This window comes from uncultured Brevundimonas sp., from assembly GCF_963975535.1.
Lineage (GTDB): Bacteria > Pseudomonadota > Alphaproteobacteria > Caulobacterales > Caulobacteraceae > Brevundimonas.
In genome coordinates this window covers 254,125-275,962 of record NZ_CAXBHE010000002.1, presented here as the reverse complement: position 1 = coordinate 275,962, position 21,838 = coordinate 254,125, and the positions used below count along the sequence as shown (strand labels likewise).

Sequence of the window (21,838 nt, the reverse complement as noted above, 5' to 3'; positions counted from 1 at the left end):
GGCCTGTGCCACAGTGACGATCGAGACTCGCCACTTCCGCGTGATTCAGGGGCCCGTATGCCGACCGATCTGATCGACCGCATCTATGAGTGTTCCGTCGTGCCGGAGCTGTGGCCGAGCGTGCTGGACGACCTGGCCACCCTGACCGAGGCGCGCGGCGGTTTGCTGTTTTCGGCCCAGAAGGCCCTGTGCTGGACGGCCTCGGGCCCGGTGCGCGACGTGTTCGACGAATACGTCAATGAGGGCTGGTTCAAGCGGTGCAGCCGTCGGGTCTGCCTGATGAGCCAGACGGAGCCGTCCTTCTTCGTCGAACAGGATTTCTGGAGCGAGGACCAGCTGGAGGCGGATCCCATCTATCGCGACTTCTTCCGGCCGCACGGGCTGGGCTGGTCGGCGGGGACCGGTCTGCGGGTGCCGAGCGGCGACAATATCGTGTTCAGCATCGAGCGATCCTTCGAACGCGGCCCGATCGAGGCGGAGCACGTTGAACGGCTGAACTCCTTGCGCCCGCATCTGGCGCGCAGCGCCCTGGTCAGTTCGCGGCTGGGACTGCAGCGGGCCCGGGGGGCGGCCGAGTCCCTGACGGATCTGGGGCTGCCGGCCCTGCTGCTGGACGAAGCCGGGCGGGTGGTCGAGGCCAATGCCCTGATTCAGGCCCTGCCGGAGCAGGTCGGAGCGGGCGCGAACGAGCGCCTGGTGCTGGCCGATCGCGCGGCGCAGGCGCGCCTGACGGAAGCCCTGTCGACGATCACGGCGACGACGGGAGCGACGCCTTGCACCGTGCCCCTGCGCGACGCGGTCGGCCGGGCGACGATGGTCCTGCATCTGATGCCGGTGCGACGCTCGGCCCACGACATCTTCGGCCGGGGCTATGCCCTGCTTCTGGTCACCCCGGTGGCAGTCGATCGGGCCCCGTCGCTGGAGCTGTTGCGCTCACTGTTCGACCTGACGGTATCCGAGGCGCGGGTGGCGCGGGGCCTGGCCACCGGCAAGTCGCTGGAAACGATCGCCGCCGAGGGGGAGGTGGCGATCACCACGGTGCGCTCGCAACTGCGCCGGGTGCTGGAAAAGACCGGCTGCACCCGTCAGGCCGAAGTCGCCGTCCTGCTGGCCAGTGTGGCGGTGGCCCCGGCCTGACTCCGCAACAGCGGGGCGGTGGCTCTCAGAAACCCTGTTCGCTTCATCTGTTTGGATGACGACCGCGCGATCCCGGCCGGGCCAGGATGCGGTCATGACGCGGCCCGGCCGCGAGTCCAGGGAGACAGAGTGATGCAAACCTTCATGCGAACCGCCGCCGCGACCGGACTGGCGTTGGCCATGGCGCTTCCGGCCCCGGCCCTGGCCCAGAGGCGCGCCGAACCGCAGCTGCAGGTCTCCTACCCCACCGATGGCGCGATGGACTGCGACCAGTTGCTGGTCGAGATCGGTCGAATGGAACAGATTTCCGGCATCTCGGCCGAGAATGCCCAGAACGCCCAGAATCAGGGCGCGATGGCCGAGGGCGCGGCCGGGGTGGCCGTCAATGCGGCCCTCTATTCCGGTGCGCTGGGGGCCGTGCCCGGTCTGGGGGCCTTCGCCAATATGGCGGGGGGCGCTGCCCGCCGGAACGCCGAGGCCCGGGCCCGGGCCGAGGCCGAACGGATCCGTATCGCCGACCAGCGCCGCAGCCTGCTCAGCGGCATTTACCAGGGTCGCCAGTGCGGCGTAGCTGCCGCCCCGCCCGCGGTGGCCGCCGCGGCCCCTGCGACCGTTTCGGGCGACTGAGTCAGCTTCATGAGTTTCGACCGGAAATCCGACAGGTTTCGTCCTGTTCTCGTCCTGACGGCCGCCCTGCTGGCGGCAACCCCGGTGGCGGCGCAAAGCCGCCTCACGATCGGCCAGACGGTTCGGGGGGCGCTGACCAGTTCGGACGGCCGGCATCAGGATGGCTCTTTCGTTGACTGCTATGTGCTGGAGGCCCCGGCCGGCCAGCAGCTCGAGATCAACATGACGTCGCAGGCCTTCGACAGCTATCTGGCCGTCGGTGAAGGGTCGTGCGCCCGGATGAGCGCGATCGAGCAGGACGACGACAGTGGTGGCGGTCTGAACGCCCGGATCACGCGGGTAAGCGCCGGCCGACCGCTGATCATTCTTGCCAACAGCGTCGGGGCGGGCGCGACCGGTGCCTATGCCCTGCGTGCTGCCGCTGTCGGCGGAACTGCGACGGTCGGGGCAGCACCGGCGGCCCGGGGCAACCTGTCGGTGACCCGGCTGAACGTCGGCCAGACCGTAGATGGCACGCTGTCGGGTTCCGACCGGCAGCTGTCCGACAACAGCTTCTATGACTGCTTCGCCGTCCAGACCCGCGTGGGCCAGAGACTGCAGATCGACCAGACCTCGAGTGATTTCGACAGCTATCTGTCCGTCGGCACCGGCAGTTGCGAGCAAATGACCGCGGTGACGGGTGATGACGACGGCGGCGGGGGTCTGAACGCCCGGGTCCTGCGCGATGGTGACGGCGGCGTTCTGTACATTCAGGCGAACAGCATCGGTGCCGGCGCGACCGGTGCCTATCAACTGCGCGTGTCCCCGGCCCCGGGCCAGGGCGGGCGTGCCTCCGCTGCGCCCGCCAATCCGGCGCAGCGGTCTGCTGAATCGCGCGAATCGGGAACCGGCGTGACGCCCGCAACCGCACCCTTCTACTGGCTGAAACAGGACGCCGACACGATCCTGCTGGCGTCCGCCGGCTCGGTCCGACGCTCGGGCAATCTGGCCACCCTGACGGTTGTCACGGGCACCAGTCGCGAGACCATGGCCCAGAGCGACGGTGCCGGCTGGCTGTTGAGCCACTACGAAATCGACTGTTCCGGCGATCGTCTGCGAACGACGCGGGCTGCGGTCTATGACGCCCGGGGGGGACTCATGCTCGCAACGGACGGTGCCGGGACCTGGAACACTGTCGAGCCGAGCGCACCCAGTGCCCGCATTCAGCGTATCGCCTGTGAGGGCGAGCGCCCCGCGTCGCTCGAGATTTCGGGGACCCCGCTCTCGATCTCGACGGCCTATCGCGAAGGCCGCCTGCCGCCGCGACGCTAGTCGGGGGTCACCAGCGGCGCGGACTGCGGCGTCGTGGCCTGTCGCATCACCGCAAGGTAGCCTCCCGCCACCTCCATCGCCGCACCCTGTGGCTTGGCCCGGACGGCGCGATGCAGGGCGGCCAGCCGCCAGCAGGGAACGTGCATGAACAGGTGGTGTTCGGCGTGGAAATTGACCCAGTAGGGGGCAATGAAGGCGCGCTCCCACCACGAGGCCCGGGTGGTGCGGGCGGCGCGGAAGGCATCGGTGGCCGAGCCCTCGACACAGGCATGTTCGGCGATGTTGCGCAGCCGGGTCACCAGCGGAAACCAGGTCGCCAGCGGCAGCAGCCACAGGGCGAAGTAGGCCCACCACACGCCGGCCAGGGTCAGGCCCAGCAGCATGACGGCATTGACGATCAGGAAGGGGGCCACGGACTTGCCGGTGACCACCGCCCCCTCCGCGGTGTCCTCGTCGCGCTTGGACGCATAGGCGCGGAAGGCGAACAGCACCCGCTGTTTGAAGAAGGTCTGGCCGGTCAGGTCGCGGATGATCTTGCGGCGCAGTGAGGCGCGGGTGACCGGGAAGGGGGCCGACAGGACCAGGTCGGGATCTTCGGGGTTCTGGGCGTATTTGTGATGGCTGAGGTGATAGGGGCGGTAGTCGCCCAGATCGGCCCCGATCGGCACGGCACACAGCCAGTGACCGAGCCAGTCGTTGAGCTTCAGATCCTTTGCCAGCGCCCCGTGCGCGGCTTCGTGCATCAATATGGCCAGACCCAGCTGGCGGGTGCCGATGACCATGACGCAGAGCGGGATCAGGATCGGCCAGAGCACGCCCGCGAGCACGGCCAGGGCGATGATCCCCCAGCAGTGGGCCACCAGCAGCGGCCCGCGCCACGCCGACCGGGTCTGGAACGGTGCCCATTCGGCGGGGGTGAACAGCTGGGACGGGGAGACGCGGGGCGCGGCGGGCATGGAGCCATTATAGGCCGGTTTCGCGGGTCTTCAAAGGCAACGGGCTCTGTCAGGCACATCTGACATAAAGTCAGGTTGACATGACAAATCGGCACTGTAAGGTACCCCTGACATTACGTCAGGAGAACATGTCATGCTCGCTCTCGGAACATCGACCACCGCCGCGCACCGCAAATATGTATGGCGGACCCTGGCCTTCATGGGCGGCTATGTCGCCGTGATGGTGGCCACCATCTTTGGAGCCTTCGATGATATCCAGGGCAAGCCCTCGGCGTGGATCCTGGCGGCGGCGGTAACCGCTCCGATCGTCGGCCAGATCTGGGCGACCCTGATAATGATGCGCGACTCCGACGAGTTCGTACGCGCGGTGACGGCCAAACAGTTCATCATCGCCGCCGGTGTGGCGATGGCCCTGTTCACCGGCTGGGGCTTCGGCGAGTCCTTCGCCGGCGCGCCCCACGCCGAGGGCTGGATCATCTATCCGCTGTTCTGGGGCGTGCAGGGCCTGATCGCGCCGTTCATCCGGAGCTCGAACTGATGCGCAACCAGCTGAAACTGCTGCGCACCGAACGCGGCTGGACCCAGGAGCAGCTGGGCCAGCAGCTGGGGGTTTCGCGTCAGGCCGTCAACGCCCTCGAAACCGAGAAGCACGACCCCTCCCTCGACCTGGCCTATCGCGTCGCCGCGCTGTTCGACCGGCCGGTGGAAGCAATCTTCGACAATCCCCATCTCTGACTGAAAGTCAGATTAACCTGACATACTGGAGACCGAAATGTTCAACGCCTTCTTCAAGGCGCGGCCCCGGCTGCGCGCTGCCCTGTTCGGATTGGCCGTCTGTTCTCCGGCCTTCGTGGTCGGGATCAGCCAGGCCATGGCACAGCCGGCCCCGACTCCCTTTGCATCGGACCGGCTGTCGGTCGAGGTCATCGGGTCAGGCCCGGATGTGCTCCTGGTCCCGGGCTTCGGCTCGTCGCGCGAGGTGTGGCGGGCCGAGGCCGAGCGGCTGGCCCCGACGCACCGGGTCCATCTGGTGCAACTGGCCGGGTTCGCCGGCGAGCCGTGGAGCCACGGTGACGGGGCCTTCGTCGCGCCGGCGGTCGAGGCGCTGGCGGCCTATGTCGCGGCCGCCGGGCTGGAGCGTCCGGCGGTGATCGGCCATTCGATGGGCGGGCTGTCGGCCCTGATGCTGGCCCAGCAGCATCCGGACCGGGTCGGGCGGGTGATGAGTGTCGACAGCCTGCCGTTCTTCAGCGCCATGTTCGGGCCGCAGGTTACCAGCGCCAGCGCCCGGCCGTTCGCCGATCAGGCGGCGGCGTCGATATTGAACGCTGACGAGGCGAGCTTCCGCGCCGGCCAGGCGCAGACGGCGACCGGCCTGGTGCGGGATCCGGCGACGCGGACGGCGATGGTGGACTGGTCGATGGCCTCGGACCGTCAGGCCATGGCCGCGGCCATTCGCGACGTGATGACCACCGATGTCCGTCCGGGGCTGGCGACGATGACCACGCCCGTCTGGGCTGTCTATGCTGCCGACGCCGACGGCGGCACCCCGGCGGCCATGGCCGACACGATGTGGGCCGGCCAGTATGCTGACCTGCCGGGCGTGACCCTGATTCGGGTCGATGACAGCCGCCATTTCATTATGGCTGACCAGCCCGGGCGGTTCGCCGCGATCGTCGATCGCTTCCTGGCAGATTGAGGGGAATCAGGTCGCCGGTGCGGCCACGGGTTGGCCGGCGAACTCATCGGCATAGGCCCCGGCCAGCAGGGTGCGGAACTGGCTCAGCGGCAGGGTGATCTGATAGCCCCCCTCGGCATAGGGGCCGACCTGATACGGGCCGATCAGGAAGGTCAGGCCGCCCGCCTTGCCGTCGACCGTGCCCGGCGCGAGGACGAACGGTGTGGCCGCGGCGCGCGGACAGGCCCAGTCGCGGGCCCCGAGCGCTACGGGCGCAGTGTTGGGGCGGGCCTTCTTGGCCGTGTTGATCGCCGCACACAGGGCCTGGTCGAGGGCCGTCAGATCGGCTCCACGCCGGAACAGGCTGGCCGGGGTGACCATCTGTTTCAGGGCCTTGTCCCACAGCACGCCGGTGGTCTGGGTATTGGGATGGGCTCCACCGGAAAAGTCGAAGGCCTCGCGCCTGAGGCTGACCAGCTTGCCGGTCTCGGCGGCGGCAGTCAGGGTGATGGTCTTTTCATAGCGGCCGATGGCGGGATCATTGCCGGCCTCGCTGCGGTCGGCCTGGGCCCCCTCGACGAACTGGCGCAGCCGGCGGACTTCCTCGGCATAGAGGCGGGCGTGCAGGTCGGTCTGTGGCTTGATCGCCTCGGGCAGGATCAATTTGACCTCGGCGTATTCAGTGGTCAGGGCAAAGCCCATCGGGGCGGCGGCGTCGGCCGGGGTGATCTCGGCCGGGGCCTCGGCAGCGGGCAGGGGCGCGGGGGCCGGCTCGGCCTCGTTGCGGTTGCACCCGGCGAGGGCGGTGGCGGCAGCGGCGATCAGCAGCAGGGCGCGGCGTGCGGTCATGGAACGGTCCTTCATATCGGCCACCCTACAGTACCCAGGATGATGGCGAGAAGCAGGATCAACCCCGCCTCGCGGTTGGAGCGAAACAGGCGCAGGGCCAGACCCGGGTTGTCGGGACGCACCTCGCGGACCTGACGGAACAGATGTGCCGCCCACGGCAGCAGGGCGACGTAGAAGACCGGGCCCAGCCCGGCAGATGCGCCCGCAGCGACGGTCAGGATGACGGTGAGGATGTAGAAGAAGGCGACGCCGTCGCGCACCTTCGGGCCGAGTCGCCGGGCCGAGGATTTGACCCCGACCATGGCGTCGTCCTCGATGTCCTGCAGCGCGTAGATGGTATCGTAACCGAGGGTCCAGAACATGGCTCCGAGGTAGAGCAGCAGGGCGGACGACGTGATGGTGCCGGTCACCGCCGCGAACCCCATCAGCACCCCCCAGTTGAAGGTCAAACCCAGCCAGGCCTGGGGCCACCAGGTTATCCGTTTCATGAAGGGGTAGGCGGCGACGAGGACCAGCGAGCCGACGCCGAGCAGAATCGCCGTCAGGTTCAGGGTCAGCAGGATCAGCAGGCTGACCAGCGAACAGCCCACCACGAAGGCCCAGGCCTGTTTCACCGAAATCCGGCCGGACGGGATCGGTCGCAGGGCGGTGCGGGCGACCTCTGCGTCTATGTCGCGGTCGACGATGTCGTTAAAGGCGCAGCCCGCCGCCCGCATCAGACAGGCCCCCAGGGCGAAGGCCAGGACCAGCCAGGCGTCATACAGGTCGGGGGTCCGGCGGTCCTGGCTGAGGGCCAGGGCGAGACCCGCCCAGCCGGGGATCAGCAACAGCCAGATGCCGATCGGGCGATCAAACCGGCCCAGTTTCAGCCACGGCTTGAACGCCTCGGGCGCACGACGGTCGACCCAGTTGGCACCGGCGTCGGGGAGGGGGGCTGAACTCATGGCACAGCACTAGCGCGTCCGGCCCCGACGGGTGAAGGGGCCGCCAATTGAAAACGGGCGCAAAGCCCGAAAGCCCCGCGCCCGTCTGATCTCAACGTCCGAAGGGACGCTCGGCTCAAAGAACCTTGAGGTCGATCGCGGAGGTCTTGCCGCGCTGGGATTCCAGCTCGTACTCGACCTTGGCGTTCTCATCGAGGCCCTGCAGACCAGCCTTCTGAACGGCGGTGATGTGGACGAAAACGTCCGCGCCGCCGCTGTCGGGCTGGATGAAGCCGAAGCCTTTGGTGGGGTTGAACCACTTGACCGTGCCGGTCGCCATATCTGCGCTCTCCATAAACGCGCTTCTCCAGGCGGGTTCTCACGCGGAGGAACCCGACAATCCATCTGGACGGCTCGTTCAGGCGAAGGAGCAAGACATGGGTTTGGACCCCACGCAAAATCCGGACTGCGAGGGTGTTTTCTCGCGTCTGCCGATCACGGTCAACCCGTAACGATTCGCGCGCCCGGCGAACCGGACCGGTTGGGCCGGCGTGAGGCCGGGCCCGGACAGGTCAGGCGCACAGGCTCCGGGGGGCTCCGTCGAGGTGCAGATGGTCGTGATGCTGGCGGTTGTAATCGGGGCTGAGGACCGTCGAGAAGACGCGGCAGGCCCCGCCGCGAATGCGTTTGAGAAAGCGGCGCGCGTCCGGGCCGATCCGTCCCTCGCCCGTCCAGTCCCCGGCGATGGAGATGACCCGTCCGTCCTCGAGCGTCACCGCAGCGACGTCGAGAGCATTGGCCCGGGCATGTTCGCTGGGCCGGTCATCGGTCCCGGTGCGGCCGTAGATGCGGCGGCACGAATAGCTGCCGTAGTTCTGCACGCTGGCGACCGGGGAACCGAGGATGTCACGGGCGGCCGGCTGCAGGACCTGACGGTCCCAGATGACGTAGCGCATGGCCATCGGGCACTGCATGACCAGACCACCAGGGGCCAGGGGCGTGACCGCGCCGCCGGTGATGCGCACGGCACCCCGGACGACGCAGAAGTCGCCGTCGTTGCGGTCCGGAGCCCGTTCAACCTCGACCCCGGCCTCGCGCAGGACCTGGATACAGGCATCGGTGACGGCCTTGGTCTCTTCCGGGGCGGCCGTGCGCGGGATATCGAAATCGGCGACCTTGGCGGCGGTGGCCTGACCGATCGGATGGCTCAGATCCAGCGGCTTCCACGGCAGGTCCTGATCCGGCGCGAAGGCGTTGAGCAGGGCGAAGCCGGCGCAGACGCCCAGCGCCAACTCCCACAGCAGGTTCCAGAAGTCGGCGAAATCACGATCCATGTTCGCCAAGACTAGCCTTCGCCTGTGACGGCGGAAAGGCGGTTCAGGCGGCGATGATCGGAACCAGGCGTTCGGCGAGGGCCTGGACGGCGACACGCCCGGTCTGACCGTCATTGCTCAGGATGATGACGCCGGTCCCCTTTTCCGGCGCGAGCAGGATCAGGGCGTGCCACAGGGTGTTGGACCCCTCGTGCGCCAGAATCCGCCCGGGGCCGTCGACCCCGGCCCACGGCACGGTGCGGACCAGCCAGCCGGCGGCATAGCCGGGCGGCGGGCCGTCCGCCGGGGCGGCCAGCCAGTTCATGGACGGCGGTGTCAGCCAGTCGCCGCCGTTCGTCAGGAAGAGTCCGGCGAAACGCGCATAGTCCGCCAGGCTCATGTGCACGGTGCCGGCCGGGCCCAGGGCCCTGGGATTGTCGGCGAAGGGGCTGGCGGGGTCGACCGGCGAGGTGTTGTGGCCCCAGGGCGCGGGGTCCGGCGGCGGACCGAAGCCCGCGCTGTCGAGCGCCAGGGGCGCGAACAGCTCGGCGCGCATCGCCTCCTCCCACGATCCGCCGGTCGCGGCCTCGATCGCGGCGCCCACGAGGATATAGTTGGCGTTGCCATAGGCGAAGGTCCCGACCGGTCCGGACGGCGGGCGGGAAAAGGCCCGGGCCGCGATGGCGGCGCGCTGGTCCATCAGCGACCGGGAATCGTCGCGGGCGGTCATCAGCCAGTTCAGGCCGATCACATCGGCGTCCATCAGCCCGGCACGGTGGTGCATCAGGGCGGTCAGGGGCACGTCGGCCCAGGCCGGATCCACGCTCAGGTCCGGAAAGGCCCCGGCGACGGTCAGATCCCGGCGCATCCGCCCCTGTTCCACCAGCCGGGCGAACACGGCCGCGGTCATGGCCTTGGTGTTGGACCCCAGATGCCAGCGATCATTGAGGCTCGCCGGCTCGGTGCCACCGCGCCGGCGCACGCCACGCACGCCGGACCAGCCCAGGCCGTCACGCGTGATGATCCCGGCCGCCAGGGCCGGCGGGGCCGTCGTCTCGAAGACCGCGTCGAGGGCGGCGTCCGCGCTCCCGACGTTCGCCCGGGCGAAGGCGGGCAGGGCGGCGAGGCCGGGCAGGGCAACGAGACCCCCCATCAGGGTGCGGCGTGTGGTGATCATCACTGGGTCCCGTCCATGTCCAATCCCGGAGGGTGACCCGAAAGCCTGTCGAAGGGCAACGCTGCCGCCGGCTAGAAGGCGAAGCGCAGCCCGGCCATCATCAGTCGCGGTGCGCCCGGACGGGCCCCGGCCGGCGCGAAGCCGACGTTATAGACTTCGTCGGTGGCGTTCTGGACCGTGGCGAACAGGGCGGCGGACGGAGTCAGCTCGATCTCGGCGGCGAGGTCCAGCAGGGTGCGGGCCTCGACCCGTTGGCCGGCCGGGACCGGGCCGGACCCGGCCACGGCTCGGACCGCGCTGACGTGGTTGACGGTGGCGTTGACGCGCCAGGTTCCGGCATCCAGCCCGGCATTGAGGGCCAGCTGGTGACGCGGCAGATAGGGGAGTTCGTCGCCGGTCCGGACATTGCCCCACGGCTCGTAGCCGGAGTTGAAGCTGCTGCCGAAGCGACCGTCGCTGAGGGTATAGACCAGCGACAGCGGGGCGCTGAGGCGCCAGCCCAGGGCGTCTCCGGCGTCCCAGCCGGCGGTGACTTCCAGCCCCTTGACCTCGACCTCGCCGCCCGAGAACTGATCCCCGATGGTGCAGGCTCCACCGGTCGAGGCGGTGCAGGTCCCCAGCAGATTGTCGTAGGCGTTGAGGAAACCGATCGCCTCGAACGACAGGAAGCCGCGATCGAAGCGCAGACCGGCCTCATAGTTCCACGAGGTCTCGGGATCGGCGGTCGAGCCGGGGGCGGCGTTGGCGAAGCCACGGTGCGCGCCGGCCACCAGTTTGAGCTCGCGGGTCACGTCCCAGGTCGCCCCGATCCCCGGCAGCCAGACATCGACCGAGGTCTCGACCACGCTGGTCGGGGCGGTGCGCGACGGCGGCGCGGTGGGATAGTCGACGCGCGTAAGGTCGATGGTCTCGTAGCGCAGCCCGGGCGTGACCGTCAGGCGGCCGGCGGTGATGGTGTCGCGGGCGAAGACGGCCCAGGCCTCGGCCGAACTGACCCGGTTGGCCTGGGCCCCGTCGATGCCGCGGGTGGTCAGACTCATGACCCCGTCGGCCATGCGGTAGACGTCGTCGCGCTGGAACCGGTCCTCGCTGTCCTCGTGATAGCGGGCCGACAGTTCCAGCTGGTGGCCGAGGCCACCGGCGTCGAAGCGGGCGGTCAGGACCGACTGGATACCCTCGGCCAGATACACGCGATTGTTGTTGCGGACGCGCAGGCCACGAGCGGCGCTGGTGAAGCCGGGCGCGCCGCGGACGATGGTCATCGAGGCGGCATTGGCCACCGGATTGGCGAGGACGGTGCTGATGCCGACCCAGGCGGTATCGGTGCCGTTGCGAACATCGTTCAGCTTGTACCAGGCGCGGGCGGTATCGTGGCGATAGGCGACCGTGGTCAGGTTGAGGCCGGGGGTCAGGTCGAGGCTGTGGGTCAGCTGCAGGGTTTCATGGGTGACGTCCATCACATCCTGCTGGCTGCCGGCGTAGCGACGGAAGGGGTCGGCGGTGAAGTCCTGCAGGGTCAGGCCCAGATAGGTCTCGTCCGAATGTTCGTCATAGGTCTGGTATTTCAGTTCCAGGCGCTGGGCCGGGCCGTGGCCGGGGGTGGAGCGGGCGGCCAGTTTGAGCACGGTGTCGTCGATATCGAACCCGGTCGATCCGCCGGAATCGAGGCGTTTGAAGCCGCCGGACTCCTCATGCAGATGTTCGAGCAGACCGCCGACCTGCCAGGCCCCTTCGGTCGGAACCCAGCCGCCGATCGTGCCGTGGGCGCGCCGGCCTTCGAAGTCGCCCGCCAGCAGCTCGGCCGTGCCGGACAGGCCGCCGGTGGCGTCACCGGGAATGGCGGTCGAGAACAGGTTGATCGCGCCCCCGGTGGTCATCGGGCCATATTTGATGGCCCCCGGTCCCTTGGTGATCTCGACGCCGCTGATGCGCACCAGCCGCGGGAAATAATAGGCCGAGGGGGCCGCATAGGGAGCCGGGGCGATCGGGACGCCATCCTCGAGCAGGGCCACCCGGGCCGAGCGATCGGTGCCCGAGCCACGAATGCCGATATTGGGCCGCAGGCCGAAGCCGTCCTCTTCCTGGAGCACCACACCGGGAGCCTGGCGCAGGATGCGGTTGACGTCGGCATAGGAAAAAGTCTGCAGCTGTTCGGCGTCGAGGAAGGTGGCGGCCCCACCGACGTCCCGTGCCTGGGCCCGCGACCCGGTGACGATGACCGGGGCCAGAACCGTCGGGTCGCCACCATCCGACGCCGCGGTCATCGGGGCCTCGGCGGCGGCAGCGACAGGGATCAGGGCGGCGACAGCGACGGAGGCGAGCAGGCGGATCATGCGGGGAGTCTCGTGCGGGGGTGTTTGTTCGCGAGTGCGAACCGTTATCAGGATGGGGGCGGTGTATAGGAATGAGATCGATTTGCAAGTGCATCTGCTGCGGTGGCCCGGGATCGCCTTGATCCCGGCCCGCGGACGGATCAGGATCGGGCATGGGCAAGAAGCGCGACGGCTACGGCAAGACTCTGGAAGGGCTGCAGGAACTGCTGGTCGAGACCCAGGCCTGGGTCATCGCCGAAGGGGGGCGGCCGCTGATTGTGTTCGAGGGTCGGGATACGGCCGGCAAGGACGGCGCGATCAAGCGGGTCACCGAATTCGCCGCCCCGCGCCAGACCCGGGTCGTGGCCCTGCCCAAACCGACCGATCGGGAGACCAGCCAGTGGTATTTCCAGCGCTATGTGCCGCACCTGCCGGCGGCAGGGGAAACGGTGATCTTCAACCGCTCCTGGTACAACCGGGCCGGGGTCGAGCCGGTGATGGGGTTCTGCACGCCGGCGCAGTACGAGCATTTCCTCAAGGACGCGCCGCATTTCGAGCGGATGCTGACCGACGACGGCATCGTGCTGATCAAGCTGTGGCTGGACATCAGCAAGGGCGAACAGGCCAAGCGGCTGGAAGAGCGGGTCGCGGATCCGCTGAAACGGTTCAAGGTGTCGCCGTTGGACAAGGAGGCCCAGACCCGCTGGGACGCCTATTCGCTGGCGCGCGACCGGATGCTGGCCGACACCCATACCCATGGGGCCGGCTGGACCGTGGTGGCGACCGACGACAAGAAGACCGCGCGACTGAACATCATTCGCCACATACTGCGGACCCTGGGCGGGCCCGGTGCGAAGGCGGAACGGCCGGACCCCGACGTGGTCTTCCCCGCTGACGGGGCGGCGGGACGTCTGGCTCCCTGATCAGAAGCCGAGTTCGGCCCGCAGGGCGGCGGGACGGACCCCGGCAGCCCGGATTTCGGCCAGGGTCACCGACCCGTCGCGCTTGGCGAAGCGCTTGCCGTCGGGCCCGAGCAGCAAGCGGTGGTGGCGATAGACCGGCGTCGGCAGGTCCAGCAGGGCCTGCAGCACCCGCTGCACCGAGGTGACCGCGATCAGGTCCTCGCCGCGAATGACATGGCTCACGCCCTGGGCGGCGTCATCGATGACGGTGGCGATGACATATCCGGCCCCGATGTCCTTGCGTCCCAGCACCATGTCGCCGAGCGTCTCGGGCCGGGCCGTGTGGCGACCGGGACCGGCGGTTTCCTCAAGCCAGTCCAGACCGTCGAATCCGCCCAGACGGTCGCGGGCCCGGTCCAGCGACAGCCGCCAGGCGAAGGCCTCGCCCGCCTCCAGTCGGGCCGCCTCGTCCTGTGGCGCGTGCGGGCCGCCGTCGAAGGCCCGGGCGTCGGCGGGATCGTCAGCGTGGGGGGCGACCCCGGCCAGGGCCAGCCGCTCCTTGCGGGTGCGGAAACAGCGGTACAGGACGCCCATCTGGCGCAGGCGCTCGAGGGCGGCGTCATAGTCGGCGCGGTGGTCGGACTGGCGGCGCACCGGGATCTCCCAGTCGAGACCGAGCCAGGCCAGGTCCTCGCGCACCCCTGCCTCGAACTCCGGACGGCAGCGGGTAAAGTCGGTGTCCTCGATGCGCAGCAGGAACCGCCCGCCGGCATCGCGCGCCGCCTGCCAGGCCGTCAGGGCCGAAAAGGCGTGTCCCCGGTGCAGTCGCCCGGTCGGGGAGGGAGCGAAACGGGTGGTGAAGGCCAAACGCTCAGACCCGCTTCAGCGTGCCGCCGGCCTCGGCCGCGGCCACAGCCGCGCGCAGGGCGGTCTCGTCCACGGTCTCGAATTCGGCGCACAGGTCTTCCAGGGCGAAGGTCGGCTGGCTGAAGGCCCAGTGCAGGGCCTCGGCCAGCGGGCCCGATGCGGGCGGCGGCGGCCCGGCCGGCCGCAATAGCGTCAGGGGCTTGCGCACCGGCAGGCCGTAGGCGGGCAGGCGCGGGGCCAGTTCCGCCTGTTTGCCCGCGACGGTGTCGCGCAAGCCGGGGGAGGCGGCCAGTGCGGACAGCCGCTGCCCGAGATCGGCCAGATGGCGCTGCAGGGCCGCACCGCCGTCCGCATGCGCGGGAGGGAAATAGGCGCGGAAGGCGGGGTCCTGCATCGCCACCGACTCGAGCAGGCCGAACAGAATCCGGCCGTAGAGGGCGGCGACGGAGAAGGTCACATGCAGAGAGGCATTGCCGCCGTCGACCGGGCCGTCGGCCAGGGCGTCGTGATACCAGCCGCGCGGCAGATACAGGACGTCGCCCGGCCGCATCCGCACGGACCGCATCAGCGGGCCGCGGGTATGCTGGTAATACGGACGCGGATCACCGCCGTCGCCGGGCATGGTGACGGGGGTGTCGGCCCGGGATTCATAGAGTTGCCAGGTTTTTTCCCCGCTGATGTGGACGGCGAAGACGTCGTGCAGGTCGAAATGGGTGCCGAAGGCCTGGACCCCGCCGAACGAGGCATAGGCATTGGCTCCGACCGATGCGCCGAAGGTCCGGGCCAGCATGTCGGCGAGGGTGGCCAGTTCAGGCGTGAGCGTCTGGATGTCGTCGGCGATCAGGCTGGCCCCGGTCGAGAGGAAGACATCAACCCGGGCCGGGGCGGGACGCAGCACCTCGCCGGTCGGGGTGCGGGTCCGGATGCAGTATTGATCCGGCGGGATCGGCGTACCGTCACGCACCAGCTTGAGATTGGCGGCGGTCCAGATCGCGCTCTGGCCCAGCAGGCCGTTGAGCCGGTCCCAGTCGAAGATGTCGGCCTTGGCCGGACGCTCGCCGGCGGGAATATGTAGCGGTTTGCGGTCGTGATAGTCGGCCATGAAGCGATCGGGCGTGATCGGATGCAGAAGTTCGGCCAGGGTGAGCATGGCGCGACGCTAAAACCGTCCGCTGTCGCTGTCGACCGAGGAACCATGAACACCTGTCCGGGCCCCCGTGAAATCGCCGCCGCGCGCGCGGCCCTGGCGATGACCGACCCGCGTCTGGCCCGGGCCCAGGCGCAGACGCCGGTGTTCGAATGGCGCGCGCGGACCGGGGGCTTCGAGGGGCTGTTGCGGATGATCGTCGAACAGCAGGTGTCGGTGGCCTCGGCCGCAGCCATCTGGGAACGGGTCCGCGACGGCGTGGGCGAGATCACGGCCGAGCGCGTATTGGCGCTGGACGTCGAGGCCCTGCGCGGCTTCGGCCTTTCACGGCCCAAGGCCCGCTACGGCCATGAGATCGCACGGGCCCAGGTCGAGGGCCGTATCGATTATGATGATATGGCCAGGCTGGACGACGCGGCCGCCGTGGCGGCCCTGACCGCGATCAAGGGCGTCGGTCGCTGGACGGCCGAGACCTGGCTGATGTTCTGCGACGGTCGCAGCGACCTGTTTCCGGGCGGGGACGTGGCCCTGCAGGAGGCGATGCGCTGGGTCGACCGGGCCGCCGCGCGGCCCAGTGAGAAACAGGCCTATGCCCGGGCTGAAATCTGGGGTCCGCACCGTGGTATTGCGGCACATCTGCTGTGGGGATGGTATGGCGGGGTCAGGCGCGGCGAGATCGTGCTGGAGGAGCCCCCGCCGTGATACCGACGCCCAGCCTGGATGTGATCAGCCAGCCGATTCTGCCCACCCTGTTCCTGCTGGACTATGTCGGGGTGTTGGTGTTCGCCGCCACCGGGGCGCTGGCCTCTGCGCGTGAGAAGCATGACCTTGTGACGATGGGGTTTTTCGCCGCCATCACCGGTGTCGGCGGCGGCACGCTGCGCGATCTGCTGATCGGCGCGCCGGTATTCTGGGTGCAGGACTGGAAATATATGGCCGTGTGTTTCGCCGGAGCGCTGGCAGTCTGGTTCCTGGGACGGCGCGAATGGCGTTTCCGGGCCCTGTTGTGGCTCGATGCGATCGGCCTGGCCGCCTATGGCGTAATGGGGGCGGCCAAGGCCGGGGCCATGGGGGTGACGCCGCTGGTCTGTATCGTCATGGGCACGCTGACGGCCTGTTTCGGCGGCATCGTCCGCGATCTGCTGGCCGGCCAGCCGTCGATCCTGCTGCGCCGCGAAATCACCGTCACCGCCGCCATCCTGGCCGCCGGCTCGTTCGTGGCGATGAAGGCGCTGGGTCTGTCGAATGTCGCCGCGGCGCTGGTGGCGATGCCGCTGGGCTTCGGCCTGCGGGCCGGGGCCCTGGCCTGGGGCTGGAGCCTGCCCGGCTTCCCAGGCGCGCCGTCGCGGGGGTAAGGTCGCCGCACCGGTACGCAGACGGCATGGCGGAGCCGTCGAATCGCGGCTAGGCTGCTATCTGCCTGACAAGGGAAGGAGACGTGTCTTCAGTCCTGTCGCCTCTTTTTCCCTCCAGCCCGCTGGCAGGGCCTGATGCAGGTCCAGTCCCGCTCCCCGTCCGGATGGCCCGCGCTGGTGCTGAACGCCGACTTCCGTCCGCTGTCCTATTATCCGCTGTCGATCTGGCCGTGGGAGGAGGTGGTGAAGGCCGTTTACCAGGAGCGGGTCGATGTGGTCTCCACCTATGAAAAGGTGGTGCGCAGCCCGTCGATGGAAATACTGCTGCCCAGCGTGATCGCGCTGAAAACCTATGTGGACCAGAACCGGCAGCCCGCCTTCACCCGCTTCAATGTCTTCCTGCGCGACGGCTTCACCTGCCAGTACTGCGGCGACGTGCGCGACCTGACCTTCGATCATGTGATTCCGCGCAGTCGGGGCGGCCGCACGACCTGGGAGAATATCGTCGCGGCCTGTTCGCCCTGCAATCTGCGCAAGGGGGGACGCACGCCGCAGCAGGCGAGTATGCCGATCCACCGCGAACCGCACCGACCCAACTCGTGGGAGCTGCAGGAGCGGGGACGGAAATTCCCGCCGCATTTCCTGCATCAGAGCTGGCTGGACTACCTGTATTGGGACATCGAGCTGGAGCCGTAGAGCGAAATCGGATGAGCCGACAGCAGTCCAGCCCGGCTCTGATTTCGCTCCGGTTTGAATCTGGATCCTTTTCTGGATTCAGGGCGATTCGACCTGAAACGGGAATGGTCCAGGCCGCACCACCCGGTTCGGTCATCGGTGCACGGGTTGCAGGCCGGCGCGTGGAGCGATACGGCCGCAGCGGCGTTGATGTCGCCTTCCCTGAATCGCAAGGCCGTCATGAAACTCCGCGTCCGTTCCGAGCTCGTCTATCGCTTTGATCCGCCGACGGACGCGATCTTCCAGATTCACGCCGCCCACTGGCCGGGACAGCGAATCCTGGAGGAGACACTGGTCCTTACCCCGGCGGTGCCGTTCAGGGAGGACGATGCGGCCGACTTCGGTGCACGACCCCTGCGGGCCCGCCTGTCGGGGGAGGTGACGGTGCTCTACGAGGCCCTGGTCGACAACGGGCAGCTGGCCGGGTTGCCGCCCGGCGCGATTCAGCAGGACTGGACCGATCTGCCGGCCGATGTGCTGACCTATCTGTGGCCCAGCCGCTATTGCCCGTCCGACCAGTTCGGCCGGTTTGTCGAGCGCGAGTTCGGCACCCTGTCCGGCGGGGCCCGGGTGCTGGCCATCGTCGCCTGGATCGCCGAAAACGTCGATTATCGCTTCGGCGTGTCCGACAGTGAAACCACGGCCGCCCGGACCTTTATCGACCGCGCCGGGGTCTGTCGCGACTTCACCCATCTGGGCATCACCCTGTGCCGGGCCGCGGGCATTCCGGCGCGGGCCGTCAGCGCCTACGCCGATCAGCTGACGCCCCCGGACTTCCACGCCGTGTTCGAGGTCTGGCTGTCGGACGGCTGGTGGCTGATCGATCCGACCGGCCTGGCTCCGATTCCCGGCCTGGTCCGTATCGCCAGTGGTCGGGACGCGGCTGACATTGCCTTTCTGAGCACCCAGGGCACCTGCGAAATGATCCGTCAGGCGATTACGGTGGAGGCGGTGTGATCACCCGGTCCGGGTTGCGCTTGCCGGCAGCCGGGTTCGCGTCGGCCACGGCGCGATGATGCAAGGCTCGCTTTCCCGAAGGGGCCGGAGCCGGCTCCGCGACAAAGAGGCCGCAACGATAACAGACATTGCCCTGTCGCCGTTCTGACCAGCCAAAGCAATGCTGACACGCAAAGCGCCTCATGACCTTGATCACGGGAAGCTTCATGGCTCGAAAAGACAAACCGCACACCGGCGTTTTGTCAAGCTGGGGCCGCTCACATGTCGTTGAGCGGAACGGGGCCGCGGCGTCGTGTGTCAGTTTACGGGGGCGGTGTCGGCGGCCTCTCGCGCCTTCCAGCGTTCGATGTGGTCGAGACGGCGCAGGACCCTGTCAGCAGGATCGATCAGGACGTGAGCCCCGGCCGGCACAGTCAGGCTTCCGTGGTTGCCGGTCATCGGCAGGGTCGTCAGGGTACCGTCGATCTCGATCTCGATCGGCATGGGGAAGGCCCCGCCGTCGCCGGTGACCCACTCCAGTTCCAGCCGGTCGCCACTGCGGGTCTGGCGCAGATCCGGAAGGCCCGCCTGGTAGAGATAGGCGCGGAAGAACCAGGTCAGGTCCCGGCCGCTCTCGTCGTTCACGAGGGCGAGGAAGTCGCCGGTCGAGGCGAAGCGGGGGCCGAAATTGCCCGGGCGCGGATCGGGACGGCCGTACACCAGCCGCCGAACGGCGGTGAAGAAGGCCTCGTCGCCGATCAGCAGGCGCAGGGTATGGGCGATCAGCGAGCCCTTGTTGTAGATGTCGAGGCCCGGCCCCTTGTCGCCGTCATAGACTTGGGCCCCGGTGCGCACTTCGCCGGAGACGACCGGATGGACGTTGAGCAGGGCCTGGCGCTGTTTCAGCAGCGACGCCTGCATGGCCCGGTCGCCGTGCAGCCAGCGGTCGTAGAGGGGCTGCATATAGGTGCCCAGACCCTCATGCAGCCACATGTCGTCGGCGTTGACGTTGGTCAGCTGGTTGCCGAACCATTCGTGCGACAGCTCGTGATGCAGCAGCCAGTCGAAGCCGCGCCCGTCCAGTCTGTAGCCGTTGCCGTAGGCATTGATGGTCTGGTGCTCCATGCCCAGGTGCGGGGTCGAGACCACGCCCATCTTCTCGTCCCCGAAGGGGTAGGGGCCGACCGTCGCCTCGTAAAAGTCCAGCATGCGCGGAAATTCATCGAACAGGGCCCGGGCCCGGTCGGGGTCGTCGGTGGGCAGGTACCAGTAGATCATCGGCACGGTATTGCCGTAGCGGCTGGTGTAGTCGGCGCTGAGCGCGACATAGGGAGCGATGTCGAGGGCCACGGCATAGGTGTTGGGCCGCGTCGCGCTCCAGCTCCAGGTGGTCCAGCCGTCGCCCTGGTCGACGACGCCGGTGAGGCGACCGTTCGCCGGGGCCGACAGGCCGGTCGGGACGGTGATGTGCAGGTCGACGCGGTTCGGCTCGGCCAGCGGATGGTCGATACAGGGCCAGAACAGGTCGCAGCCCTCGCCCTGGACGGCGGTGGCGACCCACGGCCGCCCGTCCGGGGTCGTCGCCCAGACGAAGCCGCCGTCCCACGGCGGGTTCGGGGCCACCCGGGGCCGACCGGCATAGGCGATGCGAAGGTTGACCGACTCACCGGTGGTGAGGGCGCGCGGCAGGTCGACGGTCAGGTGCCCGTCGGTATTGGCCCAGTGTCCGGCGGAAACCGGCATCCCGTCGACCGCGATGGCGGAGATGTCGAACACCGTGTCCAGCTCGACCGCCAGCTGCGACACCGGGGCGGTGGCGGTAAAGCCGAGCCCGGCCACGGCGCTGAGGGCGCGGGCCTCGGGACTGACGCGGAACGACAGGTCGGCATGGTCGAAGCGCAGCGCCAGCTGGGCGGCGGTGCGCGGCTGGTCGGTCTCGAGGGTGAAGGCGGTGGAGACGCGCGGCCCGGGCGGCGGCGGCGGGGTCGTGGCACAGCCGGCCAGGGTCAGGGCGGCGACTGCGGGCGCGGCAAGTCGGGCGACGGTGGCGGACACGATGAACTCCGGAGATGACCGGAGCGAGGGTAGGGCGAAGGGCCGCGGGCGCAAGGGTGATCACGGGCAAAGAAAAAGGCCGGTGTCGCCACCGGCCTCGTTCAGAATCGGGATGCAGAGCCGATCAGGCGGCGGTCTGTTCCGCCAGCTTGGCCTTGACCTGACGCTTGATGCGCTGGGCGGCGGTCGAGAGCTTCTCGTCGCGCGCCTTGACGATGAAGGCGTCCAGGCCACCCTTGTAGTCGAGGGTGCGCAGCGCAGCGTTGGAGATCCGCAGGCTGAAGGACTGGCCCAGCGACTCGGACGCCAGCTTGACCGTCTTCAGCGACGGCAGGAAGCGGCGCTTGGTCTTCACATTCGAGTGGCTCACGCTGTGGCCGACCATCGGGCCGATACCGGTGAGTTCGCAACGACGAGACATCGTCAGATCCTTAAAGGTCACATCCGGAAACAGGGAGCCGGACGCATGAAACAGGAACGCGCGGGCAAATGTCCCGCGCGAGAGGGGGCCGTATAGAGGACGCGTGGTCCGGACGTCAAGGCCGAACCGGCATGTCCGGAGTCGAACGGGGCTGTTCAGCCGCCGTTCAAATGACACCATATAGAGACTCTATCGATGACGACGTTTTCAAACCGAGGGGCGACCATGAAACCTTCTGCTCTGCTGACCCGCACCCTGGCGACCGCCGTTCCGGTCCTGGCCGGTGCCCTGATGCTGGGTGCATCGGCGGCGGCTCCCCAGACCCCGGCACCGGCCCAGACCGTCCTGCCCGGCTACTGGGAATATACGACCAGCGCCCTGGGCGTGGGCGATACCGAGACCAAATGCGTGCGGCCCAGCGAGATCAATCGCTTCTTCGGCGGGCTGTCGACGCGCCGCTGGCAGTGTACCTATCCGGTGCGGGTGGTCGGTAACGGCCAGGCCCGGTTCGAGGGGGTCTGTCGCGATCCCAAGGGACGCAGCGTCAATGTCCGGCTGAACGGGCCCTATGATGCGGAACATTTCCGCTTTCGTGGCGGGGCCCAGCTGGCCCGTGGCCTGCCCTATATTCCGGCCAGCATCACGGCGCGCCGCATCAGCGCCCAGTGTCCGGCCAACGCCGAATATTTCTGAGTGCGGGCGGGTCAGCCTGCCGTTGGACAGACGGCAAGCTCGGCCCGCCTGTTCAGTTGCTCCGGGTCTGACGAGGGTCGGGCCGGCGTCGTGTCGTCCATACTGCTGACCGTGAAGGACCAGGGGTCGCCCCGCCCGGCGCGAAGCGCCTCGAGGCGACTCCAGACGGCGGCCACGCGTTCCTCGTCCAGGGTGGTCAGGCCCTGGGCCCGTTCGTCGCTGTCGATATGGCCGGTGATCGTCGCCGCCCGGCGCGACCCGTCGGTCGATCCGACCAGCGCGTAGACGGTATCAAGGAGACCAGCCGCCGCGGGCTCGAGGTCGGCTCGCCCCGATCGAAAGTAGACGCTCACGGTGCGGCAGTCCGCCGACGCTTGTGGTGGGGTCGACAGGGCGGCGACCGCTGCGGCCGCAATCATGATCAACATTGGTCCATCCTCCCGT

24 protein-coding genes are annotated in these 21,838 nt (G+C 68.7%); 12 read left to right on the top strand and 12 right to left on the bottom strand.

The features are described from left to right. The first annotated feature begins 57 nt into the window (after window positions 1–57). The 3 genes from AACZ75_RS03640 to AACZ75_RS03630 all read left to right on the top strand — a co-directional run bounded on the left by AACZ75_RS03640 (window position 58) and on the right by AACZ75_RS03630 (window position 3,075). Entirely contained in the window at window positions 58–1,137 is a 1,080-nt protein-coding gene (locus AACZ75_RS03640; protein WP_339871299.1) for a LuxR C-terminal-related transcriptional regulator, read from the top strand. 132 nt (window positions 1,138–1,269) lie between these two features. Then, entirely contained in the window at window positions 1,270–1,764 is a 495-nt protein-coding gene (locus tag AACZ75_RS03635; RefSeq protein WP_339871298.1) for a hypothetical protein, read from the top strand. A gap of 9 nt (window positions 1,765–1,773) precedes the next feature. Further along, on the top strand, window positions 1,774–3,075 hold the full coding sequence (locus AACZ75_RS03630; protein ID WP_339871297.1) for a surface-adhesin E family protein: 1,302 nt from the start codon (window positions 1,774–1,776) through the stop codon (window positions 3,073–3,075). Here the strand turns inward: AACZ75_RS03630 and AACZ75_RS03625 are convergent. Then, a complete protein-coding gene (locus tag AACZ75_RS03625; RefSeq protein WP_339871296.1) occupies window positions 3,072–4,031 on the bottom strand; it encodes a fatty acid desaturase family protein in 960 nt (319 codons plus the stop codon). The genes AACZ75_RS03630 and AACZ75_RS03625 overlap by 4 nt on opposite strands. A gap of 133 nt (window positions 4,032–4,164) precedes the next feature. On the opposite strand from AACZ75_RS03625, the gene AACZ75_RS03620 reads away from it, so the two are divergent. Genes AACZ75_RS03620 through AACZ75_RS03610 form a run of 3 tightly spaced genes read left to right on the top strand, consistent with a single transcriptional unit; the run spans window position 4,165 to window position 5,730 of the window. Continuing rightward, window positions 4,165–4,569, top strand: a complete 405-nt coding sequence (locus tag AACZ75_RS03620) for a hypothetical protein (protein WP_339871295.1) — start codon at window positions 4,165–4,167, stop codon at window positions 4,567–4,569. Further along, window positions 4,569–4,766, top strand: a complete 198-nt coding sequence (locus AACZ75_RS03615; protein WP_339871293.1) for a helix-turn-helix transcriptional regulator — start codon at window positions 4,569–4,571, stop codon at window positions 4,764–4,766. The genes AACZ75_RS03620 and AACZ75_RS03615 overlap by 1 nt, the downstream gene beginning before the upstream one ends. A gap of 37 nt (window positions 4,767–4,803) precedes the next feature. Beyond that, the gene (locus tag AACZ75_RS03610) at window positions 4,804–5,730 is read left to right on the top strand and encodes an alpha/beta hydrolase (RefSeq protein WP_339871292.1); all 927 of its coding nucleotides are present in this window, start codon (window positions 4,804–4,806) and stop codon (window positions 5,728–5,730) included. Window positions 5,731–5,736: 6 nt separating this feature from the next. Here the strand turns inward: AACZ75_RS03610 and AACZ75_RS03605 are convergent, their stop codons facing one another. From AACZ75_RS03605 to AACZ75_RS03580, 6 genes are all read right to left on the bottom strand, one after another. Further along, on the bottom strand, window positions 5,737–6,558 hold the full coding sequence (locus AACZ75_RS03605; protein WP_339871291.1) for a DUF3298 domain-containing protein: 822 nt from the start codon (window positions 6,556–6,558) through the stop codon (window positions 5,737–5,739). 11 nt (window positions 6,559–6,569) lie between these two features. Then, window positions 6,570–7,502 (bottom strand): 4-hydroxybenzoate octaprenyltransferase, encoded by a 933-nt coding sequence (gene ubiA, locus AACZ75_RS03600; RefSeq protein WP_339871290.1) that lies wholly within the window; start codon window positions 7,500–7,502, stop codon window positions 6,570–6,572. A 115-nt stretch (window positions 7,503–7,617) separates the two neighbouring features. Beyond that, window positions 7,618–7,821, bottom strand: a complete 204-nt coding sequence (locus tag AACZ75_RS03595) for a cold-shock protein (protein ID WP_300445832.1) — start codon at window positions 7,819–7,821, stop codon at window positions 7,618–7,620. 232 nt (window positions 7,822–8,053) lie between these two features. Continuing rightward, complete coding sequence (locus AACZ75_RS03590) at window positions 8,054–8,815, bottom strand: extensin family protein (RefSeq protein ID WP_339871288.1); 762 nt, start codon at window positions 8,813–8,815, stop codon at window positions 8,054–8,056. A 43-nt stretch (window positions 8,816–8,858) separates the two neighbouring features. Then, window positions 8,859–9,971: a serine hydrolase domain-containing protein gene (locus AACZ75_RS03585; RefSeq protein WP_339871287.1), complete on the bottom strand. Its 1,113-nt coding sequence runs from the start codon at window positions 9,969–9,971 to the stop codon at window positions 8,859–8,861. Window positions 9,972–10,042: 71 nt separating this feature from the next. Then, window positions 10,043–12,304 carry a TonB-dependent receptor gene (locus AACZ75_RS03580; RefSeq protein WP_339871286.1) on the bottom strand — a complete coding sequence of 754 codons (2,262 nt, stop codon included), beginning with the start codon at window positions 12,302–12,304 and terminating at the stop codon, window positions 10,043–10,045. 152 nt (window positions 12,305–12,456) lie between these two features. On the opposite strand from AACZ75_RS03580, the gene ppk2 reads away from it, so the two are divergent. Then, the gene (gene ppk2 / locus AACZ75_RS03575; protein ID WP_339871285.1) at window positions 12,457–13,206 is read left to right on the top strand and encodes a polyphosphate kinase 2; all 750 of its coding nucleotides are present in this window, start codon (window positions 12,457–12,459) and stop codon (window positions 13,204–13,206) included. Here the strand turns inward: ppk2 and gluQRS are convergent, their stop codons facing one another. Both gluQRS and AACZ75_RS03565 read right to left on the bottom strand, forming a co-directional pair. Beyond that, a complete protein-coding gene (gene gluQRS / locus AACZ75_RS03570) occupies window positions 13,207–14,052 on the bottom strand; it encodes a tRNA glutamyl-Q(34) synthetase GluQRS (protein ID WP_339871284.1) in 846 nt (281 codons plus the stop codon). It lies immediately after the preceding gene. A gap of 4 nt (window positions 14,053–14,056) precedes the next feature. Next, entirely contained in the window at window positions 14,057–15,202 is a 1,146-nt protein-coding gene (locus AACZ75_RS03565; protein ID WP_339871282.1) for a cupin domain-containing protein, read from the bottom strand. A gap of 45 nt (window positions 15,203–15,247) precedes the next feature. Between AACZ75_RS03565 and AACZ75_RS03560 the strand changes: the two genes are divergently transcribed. The 4 genes from AACZ75_RS03560 (at window position 15,248) to AACZ75_RS03545 (ending at window position 18,246) form a co-directional block, all read left to right on the top strand. Further along, window positions 15,248–15,901, top strand: a complete 654-nt coding sequence (locus AACZ75_RS03560; protein WP_339871280.1) for a DNA-3-methyladenine glycosylase 2 family protein — start codon at window positions 15,248–15,250, stop codon at window positions 15,899–15,901. Continuing rightward, on the top strand, window positions 15,898–16,554 hold the full coding sequence (locus tag AACZ75_RS03555; RefSeq protein WP_339871279.1) for a trimeric intracellular cation channel family protein: 657 nt from the start codon (window positions 15,898–15,900) through the stop codon (window positions 16,552–16,554). The genes AACZ75_RS03560 and AACZ75_RS03555 overlap by 4 nt, the downstream gene beginning before the upstream one ends. A 135-nt stretch (window positions 16,555–16,689) precedes the next feature. Then, a complete protein-coding gene (locus AACZ75_RS03550; protein WP_339871278.1) occupies window positions 16,690–17,250 on the top strand; it encodes an HNH endonuclease in 561 nt (186 codons plus the stop codon). A 189-nt stretch (window positions 17,251–17,439) separates the two neighbouring features. Further along, window positions 17,440–18,246, top strand: coding sequence for a transglutaminase family protein (locus AACZ75_RS03545; protein ID WP_339871277.1), 807 nt, complete (start codon window positions 17,440–17,442; stop codon window positions 18,244–18,246). A 297-nt stretch (window positions 18,247–18,543) separates the two neighbouring features. Here AACZ75_RS03545 and AACZ75_RS03540 read toward each other — a convergent pair whose 3' ends face one another. Further along, window positions 18,544–20,280: a M1 family metallopeptidase gene (locus AACZ75_RS03540; RefSeq protein ID WP_339871276.1), complete on the bottom strand. Its 1,737-nt coding sequence runs from the start codon at window positions 20,278–20,280 to the stop codon at window positions 18,544–18,546. A gap of 124 nt (window positions 20,281–20,404) precedes the next feature. Further along, window positions 20,405–20,701: a 50S ribosomal protein L28 gene (gene rpmB / locus AACZ75_RS03535; RefSeq protein ID WP_339871275.1), complete on the bottom strand. Its 297-nt coding sequence runs from the start codon at window positions 20,699–20,701 to the stop codon at window positions 20,405–20,407. A gap of 225 nt (window positions 20,702–20,926) precedes the next feature. Between rpmB and AACZ75_RS03530 the strand changes: the two genes are divergently transcribed. Beyond that, a complete protein-coding gene (locus tag AACZ75_RS03530; protein ID WP_339871274.1) occupies window positions 20,927–21,394 on the top strand; it encodes a DUF3617 family protein in 468 nt (155 codons plus the stop codon). An 11-nt stretch (window positions 21,395–21,405) separates the two neighbouring features. Here the strand turns inward: AACZ75_RS03530 and AACZ75_RS03525 are convergent, their stop codons facing one another. Next, complete coding sequence (locus AACZ75_RS03525) at window positions 21,406–21,822, bottom strand: hypothetical protein (protein ID WP_339871273.1); 417 nt, start codon at window positions 21,820–21,822, stop codon at window positions 21,406–21,408. Window positions 21,823–21,838 lie beyond the last annotated feature (16 nt).